The sequence below is a fragment of the Rhizomonospora bruguierae genome (assembly GCF_018397995.1).
Taxonomy (GTDB): Bacteria; Actinomycetota; Actinomycetes; order Mycobacteriales; family Micromonosporaceae; genus Rhizomonospora; species Rhizomonospora bruguierae.
Window position 1 is genome coordinate 73,265 of the sequence record NZ_BBQH01000032.1, and the last position, 15,637, is coordinate 88,901.

Annotated in this window: 11 protein-coding genes; 3 read left to right on the plus strand and 8 right to left on the minus strand. The window is 73.5% G+C overall.

The genetic code is table 11. The features are described 5' to 3' along the window. Window positions 1-102: 102 nt before the first annotated feature. On the minus strand, window positions 103-864 hold the full coding sequence (locus tag KJS59_RS18015; protein ID WP_213454093.1) for a TIGR03936 family radical SAM-associated protein: 762 nt from the start codon (window positions 862-864) through the stop codon (window positions 103-105). 67 nt (window positions 865-931) lie between these two features. Next, window positions 932-2,878: a TIGR03960 family B12-binding radical SAM protein gene (locus KJS59_RS18020; protein ID WP_213454075.1), complete on the minus strand. Its 1,947-nt coding sequence runs from the start codon at window positions 2,876-2,878 to the stop codon at window positions 932-934. Window positions 2,879-3,074: 196 nt separating this feature from the next. On the opposite strand from KJS59_RS18020, the gene KJS59_RS31290 reads away from it, so the two are divergent. Next, window positions 3,075-4,400 (plus strand): hypothetical protein, encoded by a 1,326-nt coding sequence (locus KJS59_RS31290; RefSeq protein WP_249714368.1) that lies wholly within the window; start codon window positions 3,075-3,077, stop codon window positions 4,398-4,400. Between the two features lie 14 nt (window positions 4,401-4,414). Here KJS59_RS31290 and KJS59_RS18030 read toward each other — a convergent pair whose 3' ends face one another. The 3 genes from KJS59_RS18030 to ndk all read right to left on the minus strand — a co-directional run bounded on the left by KJS59_RS18030 (window position 4,415) and on the right by ndk (window position 8,965). Beyond that, window positions 4,415-5,080, minus strand: coding sequence for a lysophospholipid acyltransferase family protein (locus KJS59_RS18030; RefSeq protein ID WP_213454076.1), 666 nt, complete (start codon window positions 5,078-5,080; stop codon window positions 4,415-4,417). A 48-nt stretch (window positions 5,081-5,128) separates the two neighbouring features. After that, window positions 5,129-8,230 carry an isoleucine--tRNA ligase gene (gene ileS, locus KJS59_RS18035; RefSeq protein ID WP_213454077.1) on the minus strand — a complete coding sequence of 1,034 codons (3,102 nt, stop codon included), beginning with the start codon at window positions 8,228-8,230 and terminating at the stop codon, window positions 5,129-5,131. A 324-nt stretch (window positions 8,231-8,554) separates the two neighbouring features. Continuing rightward, a complete protein-coding gene (ndk, locus tag KJS59_RS18040; RefSeq protein WP_213454078.1) occupies window positions 8,555-8,965 on the minus strand; it encodes a nucleoside-diphosphate kinase in 411 nt (136 codons plus the stop codon). A 131-nt stretch (window positions 8,966-9,096) separates the two neighbouring features. On the opposite strand from ndk, the gene KJS59_RS18045 reads away from it, so the two are divergent. Further along, window positions 9,097-10,416, plus strand: coding sequence for a VOC family protein (locus KJS59_RS18045; protein ID WP_213454079.1), 1,320 nt, complete (start codon window positions 9,097-9,099; stop codon window positions 10,414-10,416). On the opposite strand, the gene KJS59_RS18050 is transcribed toward KJS59_RS18045, so the two are convergent. Genes KJS59_RS18050 through KJS59_RS18060 form a run of 3 tightly spaced genes read right to left on the minus strand, consistent with a single transcriptional unit; the run spans window position 10,361 to window position 14,849 of the window. Further along, window positions 10,361-10,870, minus strand: a complete 510-nt coding sequence (locus KJS59_RS18050) for a DUF4233 domain-containing protein (RefSeq protein WP_213454080.1) — start codon at window positions 10,868-10,870, stop codon at window positions 10,361-10,363. The two genes, KJS59_RS18045 and KJS59_RS18050, sit on opposite strands and share 56 nt — an antisense overlap. Beyond that, a complete protein-coding gene (locus KJS59_RS18055) occupies window positions 10,867-12,210 on the minus strand; it encodes a bifunctional folylpolyglutamate synthase/dihydrofolate synthase (protein WP_213454081.1) in 1,344 nt (447 codons plus the stop codon). The genes KJS59_RS18050 and KJS59_RS18055 overlap by 4 nt, the downstream gene beginning before the upstream one ends. Beyond that, the gene (locus tag KJS59_RS18060; RefSeq protein WP_213454082.1) at window positions 12,207-14,849 is read right to left on the minus strand and encodes a valine--tRNA ligase; all 2,643 of its coding nucleotides are present in this window, start codon (window positions 14,847-14,849) and stop codon (window positions 12,207-12,209) included. Before KJS59_RS18060 ends, KJS59_RS18055 begins: the two co-directional genes overlap by 4 nt. 80 nt (window positions 14,850-14,929) lie before the next feature. Here KJS59_RS18060 and KJS59_RS18065 point away from each other — a divergent pair, with 80 nt between their 5' ends. Next, window positions 14,930-15,565, plus strand: a complete 636-nt coding sequence (locus KJS59_RS18065; RefSeq protein ID WP_213454083.1) for a hypothetical protein — start codon at window positions 14,930-14,932, stop codon at window positions 15,563-15,565. Window positions 15,566-15,637: the final 72 nt, after the last annotated feature.

Sequence of the window (15,637 nt, forward strand, 5' to 3'; positions counted from 1 at the left end):
TTTCCGCCAGCGCGTCCCGGCGTCTCCGACCATGCGGGCCGGACGGGCCCGGGAACGGGCCGTGCGAAGTCTGCCGTCGGGGCGCCGACCGGGTGCCCCCGGCTAGCGTTCCGCGATGGCGACCTGGTCGCGGTCCGCGGCGAGCGGATCGACGATCTCCCCCGACGCGGTCAGCGTGCCCTGCACCAGCCGGGTCACCCGAGGCGGCACCGGCGGCTCCAGGTCGGCCACCACACGAAGGCCGGACAGGACGTCATCGGGTCGTACGGCCGGATTGGTCTGCCGCACAACCAGGTCAAGTATCGCACACGGCACCCCCGTGACCTCGGAAGGTGCCGGAACGCCCGCGGCCTCCCCCGCGGTACCCCCCGCGCCGACCGTGAGCCGGACCACCGCGCCCCGGGCGTCGAACGAGCGCCGGCCCTGCTTGGTCAGGCGCTCCACGGGCACCTCGGGGGTGGCCAGAAAGGCGGCCACGGCGGCGGCCGCCGCCTCCGTGGGCACCCCGGGAAGCTCGATCCGCCACGCGGAGGCGTCGATCCGGTCGGCGAGACCCGGGCCGGGGCCGGCGACCACGGCGTCCAGCACGTCCAGCCCCGGGGACAGGGCCGCGTCCAGCGCCTTCACCAGGTCGCCCGGGTCGACCTCGGTCTGCACCCCGATCTCCAGGTACTCCGCCTCGCTGGCCGTACCGGTCGGCGCGGCGCTCGCGTACGAGATCTTGGGGTGTGGCGTGAACCCCTGGGAGTAGGCGATCGGCACGCCGGCCCGGCGCACGGCCCGCTCGAACGCCCGGGCGAAGTCGCGGTGCGAGGTGAACCGGAGCGGACCGCGCTTGGCGTAGCGGATCCGGATCCGCTGCACCACCGGGGCCTGGCCGCCCTCCGGCTGTAACTTCCTGCTGATGGGGGTACTCCCGTTCCTCGACGCCTCAGACGGGAACCCTGAGACCGCTGTTCACCGGCGTAAGCGGCAGCAACTTCCGGCCCGTCGGCCCGATCTGGATCTCCGTGTCCATGCTCGGGCAGACGCCGCAGTCGAAGCACGGCGTCCACCGGCAGTCCTCCTGCTCGTACTCGCCGAGCGCGTCCTGCCAGTCCTGCCAGAGCCAGTCCTTGTCCAGGCCGGAGTCCAGGTGGTCCCAGGGCAGAACCTCCGACTGCTCCCGCTCCCGGGTGGTGTACCAGTCCAGGTCGACGCCGTACCCGGGCAGCACCGCCGCGGCGGCGTCCACCCAGCGACGGTACGAGAAGTGCTCGCTCCACCCGTCGAACCGGCCGCCGTCCTCCCAGACCCGGCGGATGACGGCACCCACCCGGCGGTCGCCGCGGGAGAGCAGCCCCTCGATCAGGGACGGCTCCCCGTCGTGGTACCGGTACCCGATGGCCCGGCCCAGCGACCGGTCACCGTTGATGGCCTGCTTGAGCTGGCGCAGCCGCTCGTCGATGACCTCCGGGCGCTCCATCCGCGCCCACTGGAACGGCGTATGCGGCTTCGGCACGAACCCGCCGATCGAGACCGTGCAACGGATGTCCCGGCTGCCGGACGCCTCCCGGCCGGACCGGATCACCTCGTGCGCGAGCCGGGCGATCTGGAGCACGTCCGCGTCGGTCTCGGTGGGCAGGCCGCACATGAAGTACAGCTTCACCTGCCGCCAGCCGTTGGTGTACGCGGTGACGACGGTGCGGATGAGGTCCTCCTCCGACACCATCTTGTTGATCACCCGGCGGATCCGTTCGGAGCCGCCCTCCGGCGCGAAGGTGAGCCCGGTGCGCCGGCCGTTGCGCGAAAGCTCCTGGGCGAGCGTCACGTTGAACGCGTCCACCCGGGTGGACGGCAGCGACAGCGAGACGTTCGTCCCCTCGTACTGCTCCGCCAGCCCCGAGCAGATGTCACCGATCTCCGAGTGGTCGGCGCTGGACAGCGAGAGCAGGCCCACCTCCGAGAAGCCGGAGAACTTCAGCCCCTCCCGCACCATCTGCCCGACCGTCTCGATGGACCGCTCCCGCACCGGCCGGGTGATCATGCCGGCCTGGCAGAACCGGCAGCCCCGGGTGCAGCCCCGGAAGATCTCCACCGCGTACCGCTCGTGCACCGTCTCGGCCAGCGGCACCAGCGGCTTCTTCGGGTACGGCCACTGGTCCAGGTCCGTGGTGGTGCGCTTGTGCACCCGGAACGGCACGCCCGGCCGGTTCGGCACCACCCGCTGGATGCGCCCGTCCGGCAGGTAGTCCACGTCGTAGAAGCGCGGCACGTAGACCGACTCGGTGCGGGCCAGGCGCAGCAGCACCTCGTCCCGGCCGCCGGGCGAGCCCTCGGCCTTCCAGTCCCGGACGATCCCGGTGATCTCCAGGACCGCCTCCTCGCCGTCGCCCAGCACGGCGGCGTCGACGAAGTCGGCGATCGGCTCCGGGTTGAACGCGGCGTGCCCGCCGGCCACCACGATCGGGTGGGCGTCGGTGCGCTCGGCCGAGTCCAGCGGGATGCCGGCCAGGTCCAGCGCGGTGAGCAGGTTCGTGTACCCCAACTCCGTGGAGAACGACACCCCGAACAGGTCGAACGCGCCCACCGGGCGGTGCGCGTCGACCGTGAACTGCGGCACCCCGTGCTCGCGCATCAGGCTCTCCAGGTCCGGCCAGACCGCATAGGTGCGCTCGGCCAGCACATCGGGCCGCTCGTTGAGCACCTCGTACAGGATCTGGACGCCCTGGTTGGGCAGGCCGACCTCGTACGCGTCCGGATACATCAGCGCCCACCGCACGGTCGCGGACTCCCACGGCTTGACCACCGCGCCGAGCTCACCACCCACGTACTGGATGGGCTTGCTGACCCGCGGCAGGAGCTGCTCCAACCGCGGAAAGACGGACGCAACGCTCATAGGGCCTCCCTGGAATCCAACCAACCAGGGTACGCGCGCCGCGCGGCGCGGGCGGACGGGGCGGCCGGCTCGCGCACGCCGGAGCTGGTGAGGCGGTATTAGCGTGGGGAGGGCGCGGACGCGGCACGGGGCTCAGGCCGGTTCGGTTTGCGACTTCGCCGCCCGAGGAGACGCTGCGCGAAGGGAGATTTCCGTCATGCCGGACGCCGACCCGGCGCTCACCCCGGCGGGCGAGCCGGTGGCCCGCTCGACCGAGCCCGCCGAACCCGCGGAGGAGGAGACCGCGCAGGTGTCGGCCACGCAGGCCGGCTACGGCGGCGCGGGCGACCGCGACGCGGCGGCCGCAGGCGGCGCGGCGAGCGACGGCGGCGCGGCGAGCGACGATATGGCGGTCGAACCGGCTACCGCGCCGATACCGCGGCGCTGGAGCGGGTCAGCGGCGGTGCCGGAGGGTGGGCGGCGCAAACGGCGGCGCTGGCTGGGCCGCAACCGGTCCGCGCCGCCGGCGGTGGTTCCCCCGCCGCGCACCGTCCCGCCGACACTGCTCTCCCCGGTGCCGCCCGCCAGCCCCACCGAACCGACGCTGGCGATGCCGGTGAGCGAGCAGGACGCCTTCGCCGCCGGCGCGCCCGTGGACCCCTGGGCGGACGCCGACCCGCTGATCGTCTCCGACTACCGGATGGCCGACTACCCGCCGCCCTCCGGACTGGTCCCCGAGCGGCTGCCGCCGCCGACCCGCGCCATCCCGCAGCCCCCGGCGCCGCAGCCGCCCCCGCCGCCCGCTCCCGCCGCCCAGCCCGGCCACACCGGGTTGCCGCCGACCCGGGCCTGGAACCTCCCGGCCCGGCGCCAGCCCTCGCCGCCGCTGCCCGTTCCGCACCCGCAGTGGCACCGGCCCGGTCCCCCGGCGCAGCGCCGGCCGGTGGTGGGGCAGCCGCCACCCGGGTACGCGCCCGTGCGGCCGCGCCGCCGCCGGCGCTTCCCGATCAAGACGCTGCTGTTCACGCTCGCCACCGTCGGCTGCTGCTGCGGCCTGCCCTGGTACGTGGTGAAGCCGATCTCTGCGCAGTACCCGGCCAGCGCCGCGCTCCCCGACCGGGTCGCGGACCTGCGCCTGCGGGACGCCGACAGCGCCGCCACCCGCCGCCTGGAAATCGACATGCGGGTGGCGCACCTGGTCGCGGACGGCACCTTCGCGGGCGTCTACGGCGACGGCACCGGCAAGCGGGTCACCGTGTTCGGCGCGACCGGCTTCCGGCTCAGCCCGGACCGGGCCATCGTCGCCGAGGTCACCCGGCTGACCGACCGGTACCGGCTCCGTGACGTCCGCGATGTCGACCCGGGTGTGCGGGGGCTCTACGTGCGCTGCGGCACCGGCCGGGACGGCGACACCGCCGTGGCCGTCTGCACCTGGGTCGACCACGGCAGCCTCGGGACCGGCGTGTTCACCCGCCGCTCGGTCGACGACAGCGCCGACCTGCTGCTGCGGCTGCGCGCCGCCGTCATCACGGCAGGGCGGTAACCGCCGGGCAGCGGCTAGCTCTCCCGGCGCGGGGCGTACCGGGGCACGTACTCCTGCCCGCTCAGCTTCTGGATCTCGCTCATCACCTCGTCGGTGATGGCGCGCAGCCCGGCGGAGTCGGCGGCGCGGCCGGTGAAGTCCATCGGCTTGCCGAAGCGGACCTCCGGGCGCGGGCCGGGCTTCGGCATCAGTTTGCCGATCGGCTGGATCTTGTCGGTGCCGACCACGCCGACCGGGATCACCGGCACGCCCGCGGCCACGGCGAGCCGGGCGACGCCGGTGCGGCCCCGGTAGAGCCGGCCGTCCGGCGAGCGGGTGCCCTCCGGGTACAGGGCGACCAGGCCGCCGGCCTTGAGCACCGGGATGGCGCCGTCGAACGCGGCGAGGGCGGCCCGGCCGCCGCCCCGGTCCACCCGGATGGCGCCGAGCCCCTCGAGCACGGTGCGGGTGAACCAGCCCCGCAGGCCGTCGCCGATGAAGTACTCGGCCTTCGCCCAGAAGGCGATGTGCCGGCTGACCGCCGCGCCGAGGAACAGTTCGTCGGCGACCGAGAGGTGGTTGCCGGCCAGGATGGCCCCGCCCCGGGCCGGGACGTGTTCCAGCCCGTCCACCTTCGGTCGCCAGCCGAGACGCAGTGCCGGGGCCACGGTGTACTGGCCGACGGTGTAGAGCAGGGGCACCGTGCCTCCTCGTAACGCAATCGAGCGACCAACACGGTAGCCGACCGGTCAGGGCCGGCGCACCGTCACCGAGACCACGTCATCGTCACCAACGTCACCCCGGAAGCCGCCGCCCGCCCCGTCGCCGGAGAACTCCAGCGACGACGCCAGCACCTCGCGCGCCACGAGGTCCCGGTACCCCTCGACCGCCTCGACCACCGCGGGGCCGGCCGCGACGACGACCTCGACCCGGTCGGAGACGTTCAGGCCGGCCTCCCGGCGGGCCTGCTGGATCACCCGGACCACGTCCCGGGCCAGCCCCTCGGCCGCCAGGTCGGGGGTGACGGTGGTGTCGAGCACCACGACGCCGTCCCCGCCGGGCAGCGGCGCGGAGCGGTCCGCGTCGGCGACGATCTGGCGCAGTTCGTACTCCCCGTCCTGCAGCGTGACGCCGGCGGCGACCGGCCGGCCGTCGACCAGCTCCCACCCGCCGGCCTTCACCGCGCGGATGACCTGCTGCACGGCGCCGCCGATCCGGGGGCCGAGCGCGCGGGGTACCACGGTCAGCACCCGCTCGCTGTGCGCGGCCACGTCGGTGGTGAACCGCACCTCCTTGACGTTCACCTCGTCGGCGACCAGGTCGGCGAACGGGCGCAGCGCGTCGGCCCCGGTCGTGGCGACGGTGAGCGCCGGCAGCGGCAGCCGGACCCGCAGCCCGCGCGCCTTGCGCAGGGACAGCGCCGCCGAGCACACGTCCCGCACGGCGTCCATCGCCGCGACCAGGCCGGGGTCCGCTGGCAGGGCCGCCGCCGTGGGCCAGTCGGTCAGGTGTACCGAGCGCCCGCCGGTCAGCCCGCGCCAGATCTCCTCGGCGGTCAGCGGCGCGAGCGGGGCGATGACCCGGCACAGCGTCTCCAGCACGGTCGCCAGGGTGTCGAACGCGTCCCGGTCCCCGGACCAGAACCGGTCCCGGGAGCGGCGCACGTACCAGTTGGTCAGCGCGTCCAGGTACGACCGGACCGTGCCGCAGGCGCCCGAGATGTCGTACTCGTCCATCTGCCGCTGGACGGTCGAGACAAGCGCGTTGGTCTTGGCCAGCACGTACCGGTCGAGCAGGTGCGGCGAGTCGGTCCGCGGCGACGCCTCGTAGCCGTCCGCGTTCGCGTACAGGGCGAAGAAGTACCAGACGTTCCACAGCGGCAGCAGCACCTGGCGGACCACGTCCCGCACGCCGCCCTCGGTCACCGCCATGTCCCCGCCGCGCAGCACCGGCGACGACATGAGGAACCAGCGCATCGCGTCCGAGCCGTGGCTGTCGAAGACCTGGTACACGTCCGGGTAGTTGCGCAGGCTCTTGGACATCTTGCGGCCGTCCTCGCCGAGCAGGATGCCGTGCACCACGCAGTTGCGGAACGCGGGCCGGTCGAACAGCGCGGTGGCCAGCACGTGCATCGTGTAGAACCAGCCCCGGGTCTGCCCGATGTACTCCACGATGAAGTCGCCCGGGTAGTGGCTCTCGAACCACTCCCGGTTCTCGAACGGGTAGTGCACCTGGGCGAACGGCATCGACCCGGACTCGAACCAGCAGTCCAGCACGTCCGGCACCCGACGCATCATCGACTTCCCGGTCGGGTCGTCCGGGTTCGGGCGCACCAGGTCGTCGACGAACGGCCGGTGCAGGTCGGTGACGGTCACGCCGAAGTCGCGCTCCAGCTCGGCCAGCGAGCCGTACACGTCCACCCGCGGGTACCGCGGGTCATCGGACTTCCAGACCGGGATCGGCGATCCCCAGAACCGGTTCCGGCTGATCGACCAGTCCCGGGCGTTGGCCAGCCACTTGCCGAACGAGCCGTCCCTGACGTGCCCCGGCGTCCAGGTGATCTGCTGGTTCAGCTCGACCATCCGGTCCCGGAACCGCGTGACGGCGACGAACCAGGACGACACCGCCTTGTAGACCAGCGGCGTGTCGCACCGCCAGCAGTGCGGGTACGAGTGGGTGTAGGTGTCGTGGCGGAGCACGACGCCGCGCGCCTTGAGATCCCGCAGGACCGGCTTGTTGGCCTCGAAGACCTGCATGCCCTCGTACGGGGCGACCAGCGACGTGAAGCGGGTGTGCGCGTCCACGGTCACCACGGTCGGGATGCCGGCGGCGGTGCAGGCGTTCTGGTCCTCCTCGCCGAACGCCGGCGCCATGTGCACGGCGCCGGTGCCGTCCTCGGTGGTCACGAAATCGCCGGCGAGCACCCGGAACGCGTTCGGGGTGTCGGCCAGGAAGTCGAACAGCGGCGTGTAGCGGCGCCCGACCAGGTCGCTGCCGCGCAGCGTCCCGCTCCGCACCCACCCGGCCAGTTCCTTCTCGTACGCGGCGAGCCGGGCCGCCCCGACGAGCAGCCTCTCCCCGTCCCTCTCCAGCACGGCGTACTCGATCTCCGGGCCGACCGCGATGGCCAGGTTGGACGGCAGGGTCCACGGCGTGGTGGTCCAGACCGCCAGCTTCTCCCCCGTCTCGAGGGTGAACAGCACCGTGACCGCCGGGTCCTGCCGGTCCCGGTAGACGTCGTCCATCCGGGTCTCGGTGTTCGACAGCGGCGTCTCGCAGCGCCAGCAGTACGCCAGCACCCGGAACCCTTCGTACACCAGGCCCTTGTCGTGCAGGGCCTTGAACGCCCACAGGACGCTCTCCATGTACGTCACGTCGAGCGTCTTGTAGTCGTCGGCGAAGTCCACCCAGCGGGCCTGCCGGGTGACGTACCGCTCCCAGTCCCGGGTGTAGGTCAGCACCGAGTCGCGGCAGGCGGCGTTGAACTTGTCCACGCCCAGGTCCACGATCTCGGCCTTGGTCGAGATGCCGAGCTGCTTCTCCGCCTCGACCTCGGCGGGCAGGCCGTGGCAGTCCCAGCCGAACCGCCGCTCGACCCGCCGGCCGCGCATGGTCTGGTACCGCGGGACGACGTCCTTGACGTACCCGGTGAACAGGTGGCCGTAGTGGGGCAGCCCGTTGGCGAACGGCGGCCCGTCGTAGAACACGTACTCGTCGTCCGCGGGCCGCGCGTCCACGCTGGCCCGGAAGGTGCCGTCGGCGGCCCAGTGCGCCAGGATCCGCCGCTCGACCGCGGGCAGGTCGGGGCTGGCGGGCACGCCGCCGGTCGGATCGGTCTTCGGGTACGCCATCGTCGGTCTTCTCCTCGCACGCCCTGCACACGTCCCGGGGTGCGAGGACGAGCCGGAGCCCGCGGTACCACCTCGCTTGGCGGTGCGATGACCGCGCCGCCCGCTCGTTCGCCGGCTGTCACGGGCCGGACCCGTCCGGTTCTACTGGGGCCCGTTCGCCGGGTGAGAGCGGGGCCGGTTCTTCCGGAGGCTCGCCGGTGATGGCCGGGTCGACGCCTGTGCGGCCCAGAATACCCCGCCGGGCGTCCTGCCGACCGGCCCGGCGGTGGCCCCGCCGGCGCGGCTGCCCACGCCACCGGGGCCACCCGCCGGGTGACCGGGGGTTCAGGCGAGGTCGGGGAACCAGATTTTCAGTTCGCGCTCGGCGCTCTCCGGCGAGTCCGACGCGTGCACCAGGTTCTCCCGGTTGGACAGCGACAGGTCGCCCCGGACCGTCCCCGCGGCCGCCTTGCGCCCGTCGGTGGAGCCGGTCAGCGCCCGCACCACGGCGACCGCGTCGTCACCGCAGAGCACCACCGCGACCAGCGGGCCGCCGGTCATGAACTGCTTCAACGGCGGGTAGAAGGACTTGTCCACGTGCTCGTCGTAGTGCCGGTCGGCCAGCTCGCCGTCCATCGTGCGCAGCACCATCGCCGCCAGGGTCAGGCCCTTGCGCTCGAACCGGCCGAGGATCTCCCCCACCAGGCCGCGCCGGACCGCATCCGGCTTGATCAGTACGAGCGTGCGCTCGCTCACGTGCCCCTCCTTGCCCGCCGATCGCCATTCAGCCGCAGCCTAGCCGTACTCGGGAGGGCGCCCCGCCGCGGCCGGACTTTCGCCGGTGCTGCCGGGCGCATAGCCTTTTAGCGGTGCGAGGGGGGTCCACTGTGGCAAACGGACGAGGCCGGCAGGTACCAGCGCGCCGCGCGGCGATCGCGGTGCCGGTGGGCGCCGCCGGGGTCTTCGTGGCGGTTTTCGGCCTCGGCTTGCGTAGCTGGCAGGTGGCGGCCCTCGGGCTGGCGTTCGTGGTGATCGCCCTGGGGCTGGTGTTCGTGCCGGCGCTGCGCGGCGGCTCCCGGGTCTACGTCTCGGGCACCGGGCACGTGGTGGCCGTCTCCGAGCCGCCCGCCTCGTCGGTCTACGGCCGCTGCGAGATGCAACTGGTCGTCGAGGCCCCCGGGTTGCCACCGGCGGCCGTGCGCGTGCTCGACTCCCAGGTGCCGATCGCCAAGTGGCCGGACCCGGGCGCCACGCTGCCGATCCTGGTGGCCGTGGACGACCTGCGCCGGGTCCGGGTGCAGTGGGACGACGTGCTGACCCACGCCGAACTGGCCGACTACCTCGCCCAGGAGGTCGTCGGAATGGACACGCCGCCCGGCGGCCGGGCCGAGCAGGGCGACCCGGAGGAGCGTCACGGCGCGGCCGCGCGGGCGCGGGCCGGCGCGGACACGGTCTTGCTCTCCGCAGAGGGCGAGCCGGTCATCCCCGCGACCCACCCGGCGGAGCAGCCGCCCGGCGGCGCCGTGCCGCGGCCGCACCGTCCCAGCCCCAGCCCCCGCCCGCAATCCGACGGCCAGCCGGCCGCCCCGGCGGGTGCCACCGCGGCGGTCCACGCCGAGCCCGAGGCGCCCGCGGTCCTCGGCGTCGGCATAACGCTGCTGGTGCAGGATCTGGAGCAGTCGGTGGCCTTCTACCGGGAGACGCTCGGCTTCCACCAGCTCGACACCGGGGACGGCAACACGGTGCTGGCCTCCGGGGAGACCCGCCTGGTGCTGCGCGCGGTGCCGGAGGCCGAACCGGTCAGCCGCCGGGTCTCCCACATCAACCTGGAGGTGGCCGACGTCCAGGTGATGTACGAGGCGCTGCGGGAGAAGGGCGTCCGGTTCACGTACTCGCCGCGGGTGGTGAACCGGGGCGAGCGCCTGGAGTTGTGGGCGGCGGCGTTCCGCGACCCGGACGGCCACGGCATCGCGCTGGCGCAGTGGCACCAGCCACCCCGCCGGGACAGCGCCCCCGCCGAGCAGCCGGAATCGCCCCCGAAGCCGGAGTCGACCTCCGGCGAGGCGGCTGACGACGCCGCGCCGGCACCGGCCGAGGAGCAGGCTCAGCGTGCGACCGGGCGGGGCGAGGCGCCGCCGCCGCGCGGGCCGATCACGAAGCGGTTGAATCCGGAGGAGCGGGCTCAGGCGCAGAGCGACGGCGCCTGAGCCCGAGGATCGTCCGCCGCACGTGCAGGGCGTAGAGCCAGGCCAGCCCGAAGATCACCCCGAGCACGCCCAGCGACCAGTGCAGCAGCCCGGCGGCGATGAGCGCGATCTGGAGCGCGCCGCCCGCGGCCCACGCCCAGCGTCGGCGCATCTGCCCGGCGAGCACCACGGCGAGCACGGCGAGCGTCACGATCACCGCGATCGCCGAGCCGCGCAGCCCGCCGCCGAGCAGCCGGATCGGCTGGATCGCGAGCAGCAGCACGATCGTCTCCAGGATCAGCGTGCCCGAGCCGACGGCCCGCGCCGCCTTGACCGGGTTCTTCAACCCCGACCGCGGCCCGGCCGGCGCCGCCGGCTCCTGCCCGGCTGCCGGCTCGTGGCCCGCCGCCGGCTCCTGGCCCGCCGCCGGCTCCTGCCCAGCCGGCCCCGAGCCCGCGTTGAATTCCGGTCTCATCTCCTCAATAACTTCCTGGCGTCCGCGACGGTGATGACCGAGCCGGTGACAAGCACCCCGGCGCCGGCCAGCGCCACCTCCGCCTCGGCCTCCGCGAGCGACACCGCGGTGGCGATCGCGTCCGGCAGCTCCGCCTCGACGTGTACCCGGTCCTCGCCGAACAGCTCGGTCGCCAGCTCCGCCACCGCCTCCGGGGCGGCGGAGCGGGGTGACGAGTTGCGGGTCACGACCAGCTCGTCGACGGCGGGTTCGAGCAGTTCCAGCACGGCCCGGACGTCCTTGTCGGCGAACATCGCCAGCACCGCGACGACCCGGCGGAAGGAGAACTCCTCCTGGATGGCGGTGATCGTGGCCGCCATCCCCTGCGGGTTGTGCGCCGCGTCCAGCAGGATCGTCGGCGCGTTGCGGACCCGCTCCAGCCGCCCCGGCGAGCTGACCCGGGCGAACCCTTCGCGAACCACCTCCGGGTCCAGCGTGCGGGTGGCGCCGGCACCGAGGAACGCCTCCACCGCGGCGAGCGCCACCGCCGCGTTCTGCGCCTGGTGCGCGCCGTGCAGGGGCAGGAGCACCTCGTCGTAGACGCCGCCCAGGCCCTGGAGGGTCAGCACCTGCCCGCCGACGGCGACCGCCCGGCGCAGCACCCCGAACTCGCCGCCTTCCCGGGCGATGGTCGCCCCAACCTCGGCGCAGCGCTCCAGGATCGGCCGCGCGGCCTCCTCCTCCTGCGCGGCGGTGACGACGGTCGCGCCCTTGTGGATAATGCCGGCCTTGGCGGTGGCGATGTCACTGATCCGGTCGCCGAGCCACTCGGTGTGGTCCAGGCCGATCGGGGTCAGCACGCAGACGCCGGCGTGCAGCACGTTCGTGGCGTCCTCGGCGCCGCCCAGCCCCACCTCCACCACGGCCACGTCCACCGGCGCGTCCGCGAACGCCGCGAACGCCATGGTGGTGGTCAGGTCGAAGTAGGTCAGCGGCTCCACGTGCCGCCCGTCGACCAGCGCCGCCAGGTCGACGACCTCCCGGTACACCGAGACGAACCGCTCCGGCCCGATCGGCTCCCCGTCCAGGCTGATCCGCTCGCGCACCGTCTCCAGGTGCGGGCTGGTGTACCGGCCGGTGTGCAGCCCGTGGGCGCGCAGCAGCCCGTCGATCATCCGGGCCGTGCTGGTTTTGCCGTTGGTGCCGGTCAGGTGGATCGACGGGTACGCCCGCTGCGGGCTGCCCAGCAGGTCCAGCAGCTCACCGATCTTGTCGAGGTCGAACTCCATCCGGGTGAAGCCGCGCTCCAGCAGCTCCGCCTCGGCCTCGGCGAACCGCTCCTCGATGGGCTGGTCGGTCATGCGCCGGGCAGGGCGTCGAGCGCGGCCAGCGCGGCGTCGATCCGGGCCAGGTCCGCGTCCGCGGCGGCCTGCCGCTCGCGGATCTTCGCCACGACCGGCTCGGGCGCCTTGTCGACGAACGCGGGGTTGCCCAGCTTGGCGCGGGTCTGCGCGGCCTCCTTCTCGGCGGCGGCCCGGTCCTTGGTGAGCCGGGCCCGCTCGGCGGCCACGTCGATCGCACCCCGGGTGTCCAGTTCCACCGCGACGCCGCCGCCCACCGCCAGCTTCGCGCTGGCGGCGAACGCCTCGCCGGGCTCGTCCAGCCGGGCCAGCGAGCGGATCAGCGGCTCCTGCGCGCCCAGCCCGGCCGCCTCCAGCCCGCCCAGCCGGGCGGCGACCCGCTGCCCGGGGCGCAGGCCCTGGTCCGCCCGGAAGCGCCGCACCTCGGTGACCACCCGCTGGAGCGCGACCACTTCGGCCTCGGCGGCGTCGTCCACGTACGCGGGGTCGGCGGCCGGCCAGGCGGCGGTCACCACGGTCGGCTCGCCGGTGAGCGCCGTCCACAACTCCTCGGTGACGAACGGGATGACCGGGTGCAGCAGCCGCAGCAGCCGGTCCAGCACGTGCCCGAGCACCCGGCGGGTACGCTCCGCGGCCGGGCCCCCGGCGGCCAGCACCGGCTTGCTCAACTCCACGTACCAGTCGCACACGTCGTCCCATGCGAAGTGGTACAGGGTGTCGCAGACCTTGGCGAACTCGAATGCCTCGAACTGCTCGTCGACCTCGGCGGTGACGTGCTGGAGCCGGGACAGCACCCAGCGGTCGACCGCGCTCAACTCGCCCGGCGCCGCCAGCTCCCCGGTGACGTGCGCCCCGTTCATCAGCGCGAACCGGGTGGCGTTCCACAGCTTGTTGCAGAAGTTCCGGGAGCCCTGGCACCACTCCTCGCTGACCGGCACGTCCGAGCCGGGGTTGGCGCCGCGGGCCAGGGTGAACCGGGTGGCGTCCGCACCGAACCGCTCGATCCAGTCCAGCGGGTCGACCACGTTGCCGAACGACTTGGACATCTTCTTGCCGAACTGGTCCCGGACCATGCCGTGCAGGGCCACCACGTCGAACGGTTGGACGCCGTCCATCGCGTACAGGCCGAACATCATCATCCGGGCGACCCAGAAGAACAGGATGTCGTACCCGGTGACCAGCACGCTGGTCGGGTAGAACTTCGCCAGGTCGGCGGTCTTTTCGGGCCAGCCCAGGGTGGAGAACGGCCACAGCGCGCTGGAGAACCAGGTGTCCAGCACGTCCTCGTCCTGGCGCCAGCCCTCGCCGCTCGGCGGCTGCTCGTCCGGCCCGACGCAGACGACCTCGCCGCCCGGCCCGTACCAGACCGGGATGCGGTGCCCCCACCACAACTGCCGGGAGATGCACCAGTCGTGCATGTTGTCGACCCAGGCGAAGTACCGCTTGGCCAACTCCGCCGGCTCGATCCGCACCCGCCCGTCGCGCACCGCGTCCCCGGCCGCCTTCGCCAGGGGGGACGTGTTGACGAACCACTGGAGCGACAGCCGGGGCTCCACCGTGGTACGGCACCGCGAGCAGTGCCCGACGGCGTGCAGGTACGGCCGCTTCTCGGCGGCGATCCGGCCCTGCGCGCGCAGCGCCGCCACGATCGCCGGGCGCGCCTCGTACCGGTCCAGCCCCTCGAACGGGCCGCGCGCGGTGATGACGCCGCGCTCGTCCATGATGGTCAGCGACGGCAGCGAGTGCCGCTGCCCGATCTCGAAGTCGTTCGGGTCGTGCGCCGGCGTGACCTTCACCGCGCCGGTCCCGAACGCGGGGTCGACGTGCTCGTCCGCCACGATCGGGATGCGCCGCCCGGTCAGCGGCAACTCCACCTCGGTGCCGACCAGGTGCCGGTACCGGTCGTCGTCCGGGTGCACCGCCACCGCGGTGTCGCCGAGCATCGTCTCCGCCCGGGTGGTCGCCACGACGATGGCGTCGTCGCCCTCCCCGTACCGGATCGAGACCAGCTCGCCCTCGTCCTCGGTGTGCTCCACCTCGATGTCGGAGAGGGCGGTCAGGCAGCGCGGGCACCAGTTGATGATCCGCTCGGCCCGGTAGATCAGCCCGTCGTCGTACAGCCGTTTGAAGATCGTCTGGACGGCCCGGGACAGCCCGTCGTCCATCGTGAACCGCTCGCGGCTCCAGTCCACGGAGTCGCCGAGCCGGCGCATCTGGCCGAGGATCGCGCCGCCGCTGTCGGCCTTCCACTCCCAGACCTTCTCGACGAACTTCTCCCGGCCCAGGTCGTGCCGGGACCGCCCGTGCTGCGCGAGCTGCCGCTCCACGACGTTCTGGGTGGCGATGCCGGCGTGGTCCATACCGGGCAGCCACAGCGCCTCGTACCCCTGCAGGCGCCGGCGGCGGACCAGCGCGTCCTGGATCGTGTGGTCCAGCGCGTGCCCGACGTGCAGCGAACCGGTCACGTTGGGCGGCGGAATCACGACGGTGAATGGCGGCCGCTCGCTCGCCGCGTCCGCCCGGAAATACCCGGCCGATACCCAGCCCTCGTACCGCCGCTGCTCTACCTCGCCCGGCTGGTACTGCGCGGACAGGGTGGCACTCCGTTCGGGGCTTCGGTTCTGCGGCGTATCGGTCACCACGCAATCCTACGGACCGCAGGGGGGAGCTTGACACGCACCACCCGCCCGTGCGCCACCCGCGCTGTTACTCTGCGCCGGTGGCCGAGGAGCACATCGACTTGGGCTCGGTCGAGCCCGCCAGCGCACCGCCCGCGTCCGCCGAGCGCCGCCGGCTGCGATCCCGCACGATCGTCCTCGGCACCCTCGGGCTGGTCAGCGCGGTCGCGGTCCTCGCCGGCTGCCTCTTCGGCGCGAGGGTCATCGGCCAGAAGGACCCCAGCCTCACCACGCCCGCGACCATCGGCGCCTTCACCCGCGACACCCGGGGCGGCGCGCAGACCGCTGACGACCTGAGCACCGCGCTCGCCGCCGGCGTCGGCCTCGACCGTACGGTCGGCGCCGTCTACACCGACCCGGCGGCCGCCGACCGCAGTGTTCTGCTCGCCGCCGGTATCGGCCTGACCCTGTCTCCGTCGAGCAAGCTGGACCGCGCGATGGATCTGCTCTCGGACAGCACCGGCGGCGTGACCGGCCGCCGCGGCGTCGACCCGGGCGGGCTGGGCGGCCTGATGAGCTGCGGAACCGTACCCGCCGCCTCGGACGCGCCCGCCATGACGGTCTGCGGCTGGGCCGACTACGGCAGCGTCGCGATCGCCCTGTTCCCCCGCCGCGACATCAGCGAGTCGGCGACCCTCATGCGCCAGTTCCGCCTCGCGATCCAGCACCGCACGTAGGCCGGCGACGCCGTCTGGCAAAAAGGCACCGACCCTGGCGAGGCGCGCCAAAATGACCGATGCACAAATGAG

What these genes read in the sequence shown, in the direction of transcription:
- ileS (WP_213454077.1), bottom strand. Translation starts at nt 8,230, where the DNA reads ATGGCGTACCCGAAGACCGATCCGACCGGCGGCGTGCCCGCCAGCCCC.
- KJS59_RS18050 (WP_213454080.1), bottom strand. Translation starts at nt 10,870, where the DNA reads ATGAGACCGGAATTCAACGCGGGCTCGGGGCCGGCTGGGCAGGAGCCG.
- KJS59_RS18020 (WP_213454075.1), bottom strand. Translation starts at nt 2,878, where the DNA reads ATGAGCGTTGCGTCCGTCTTTCCGCGGTTGGAGCAGCTCCTGCCGCGG.
- KJS59_RS31290 (WP_249714368.1), top strand. Translation starts at nt 3,075, where the DNA reads ATGCCGGACGCCGACCCGGCGCTCACCCCGGCGGGCGAGCCGGTGGCC.
- KJS59_RS18055 (WP_213454081.1), bottom strand. Translation starts at nt 12,210, where the DNA reads ATGACCGACCAGCCCATCGAGGAGCGGTTCGCCGAGGCCGAGGCGGAG.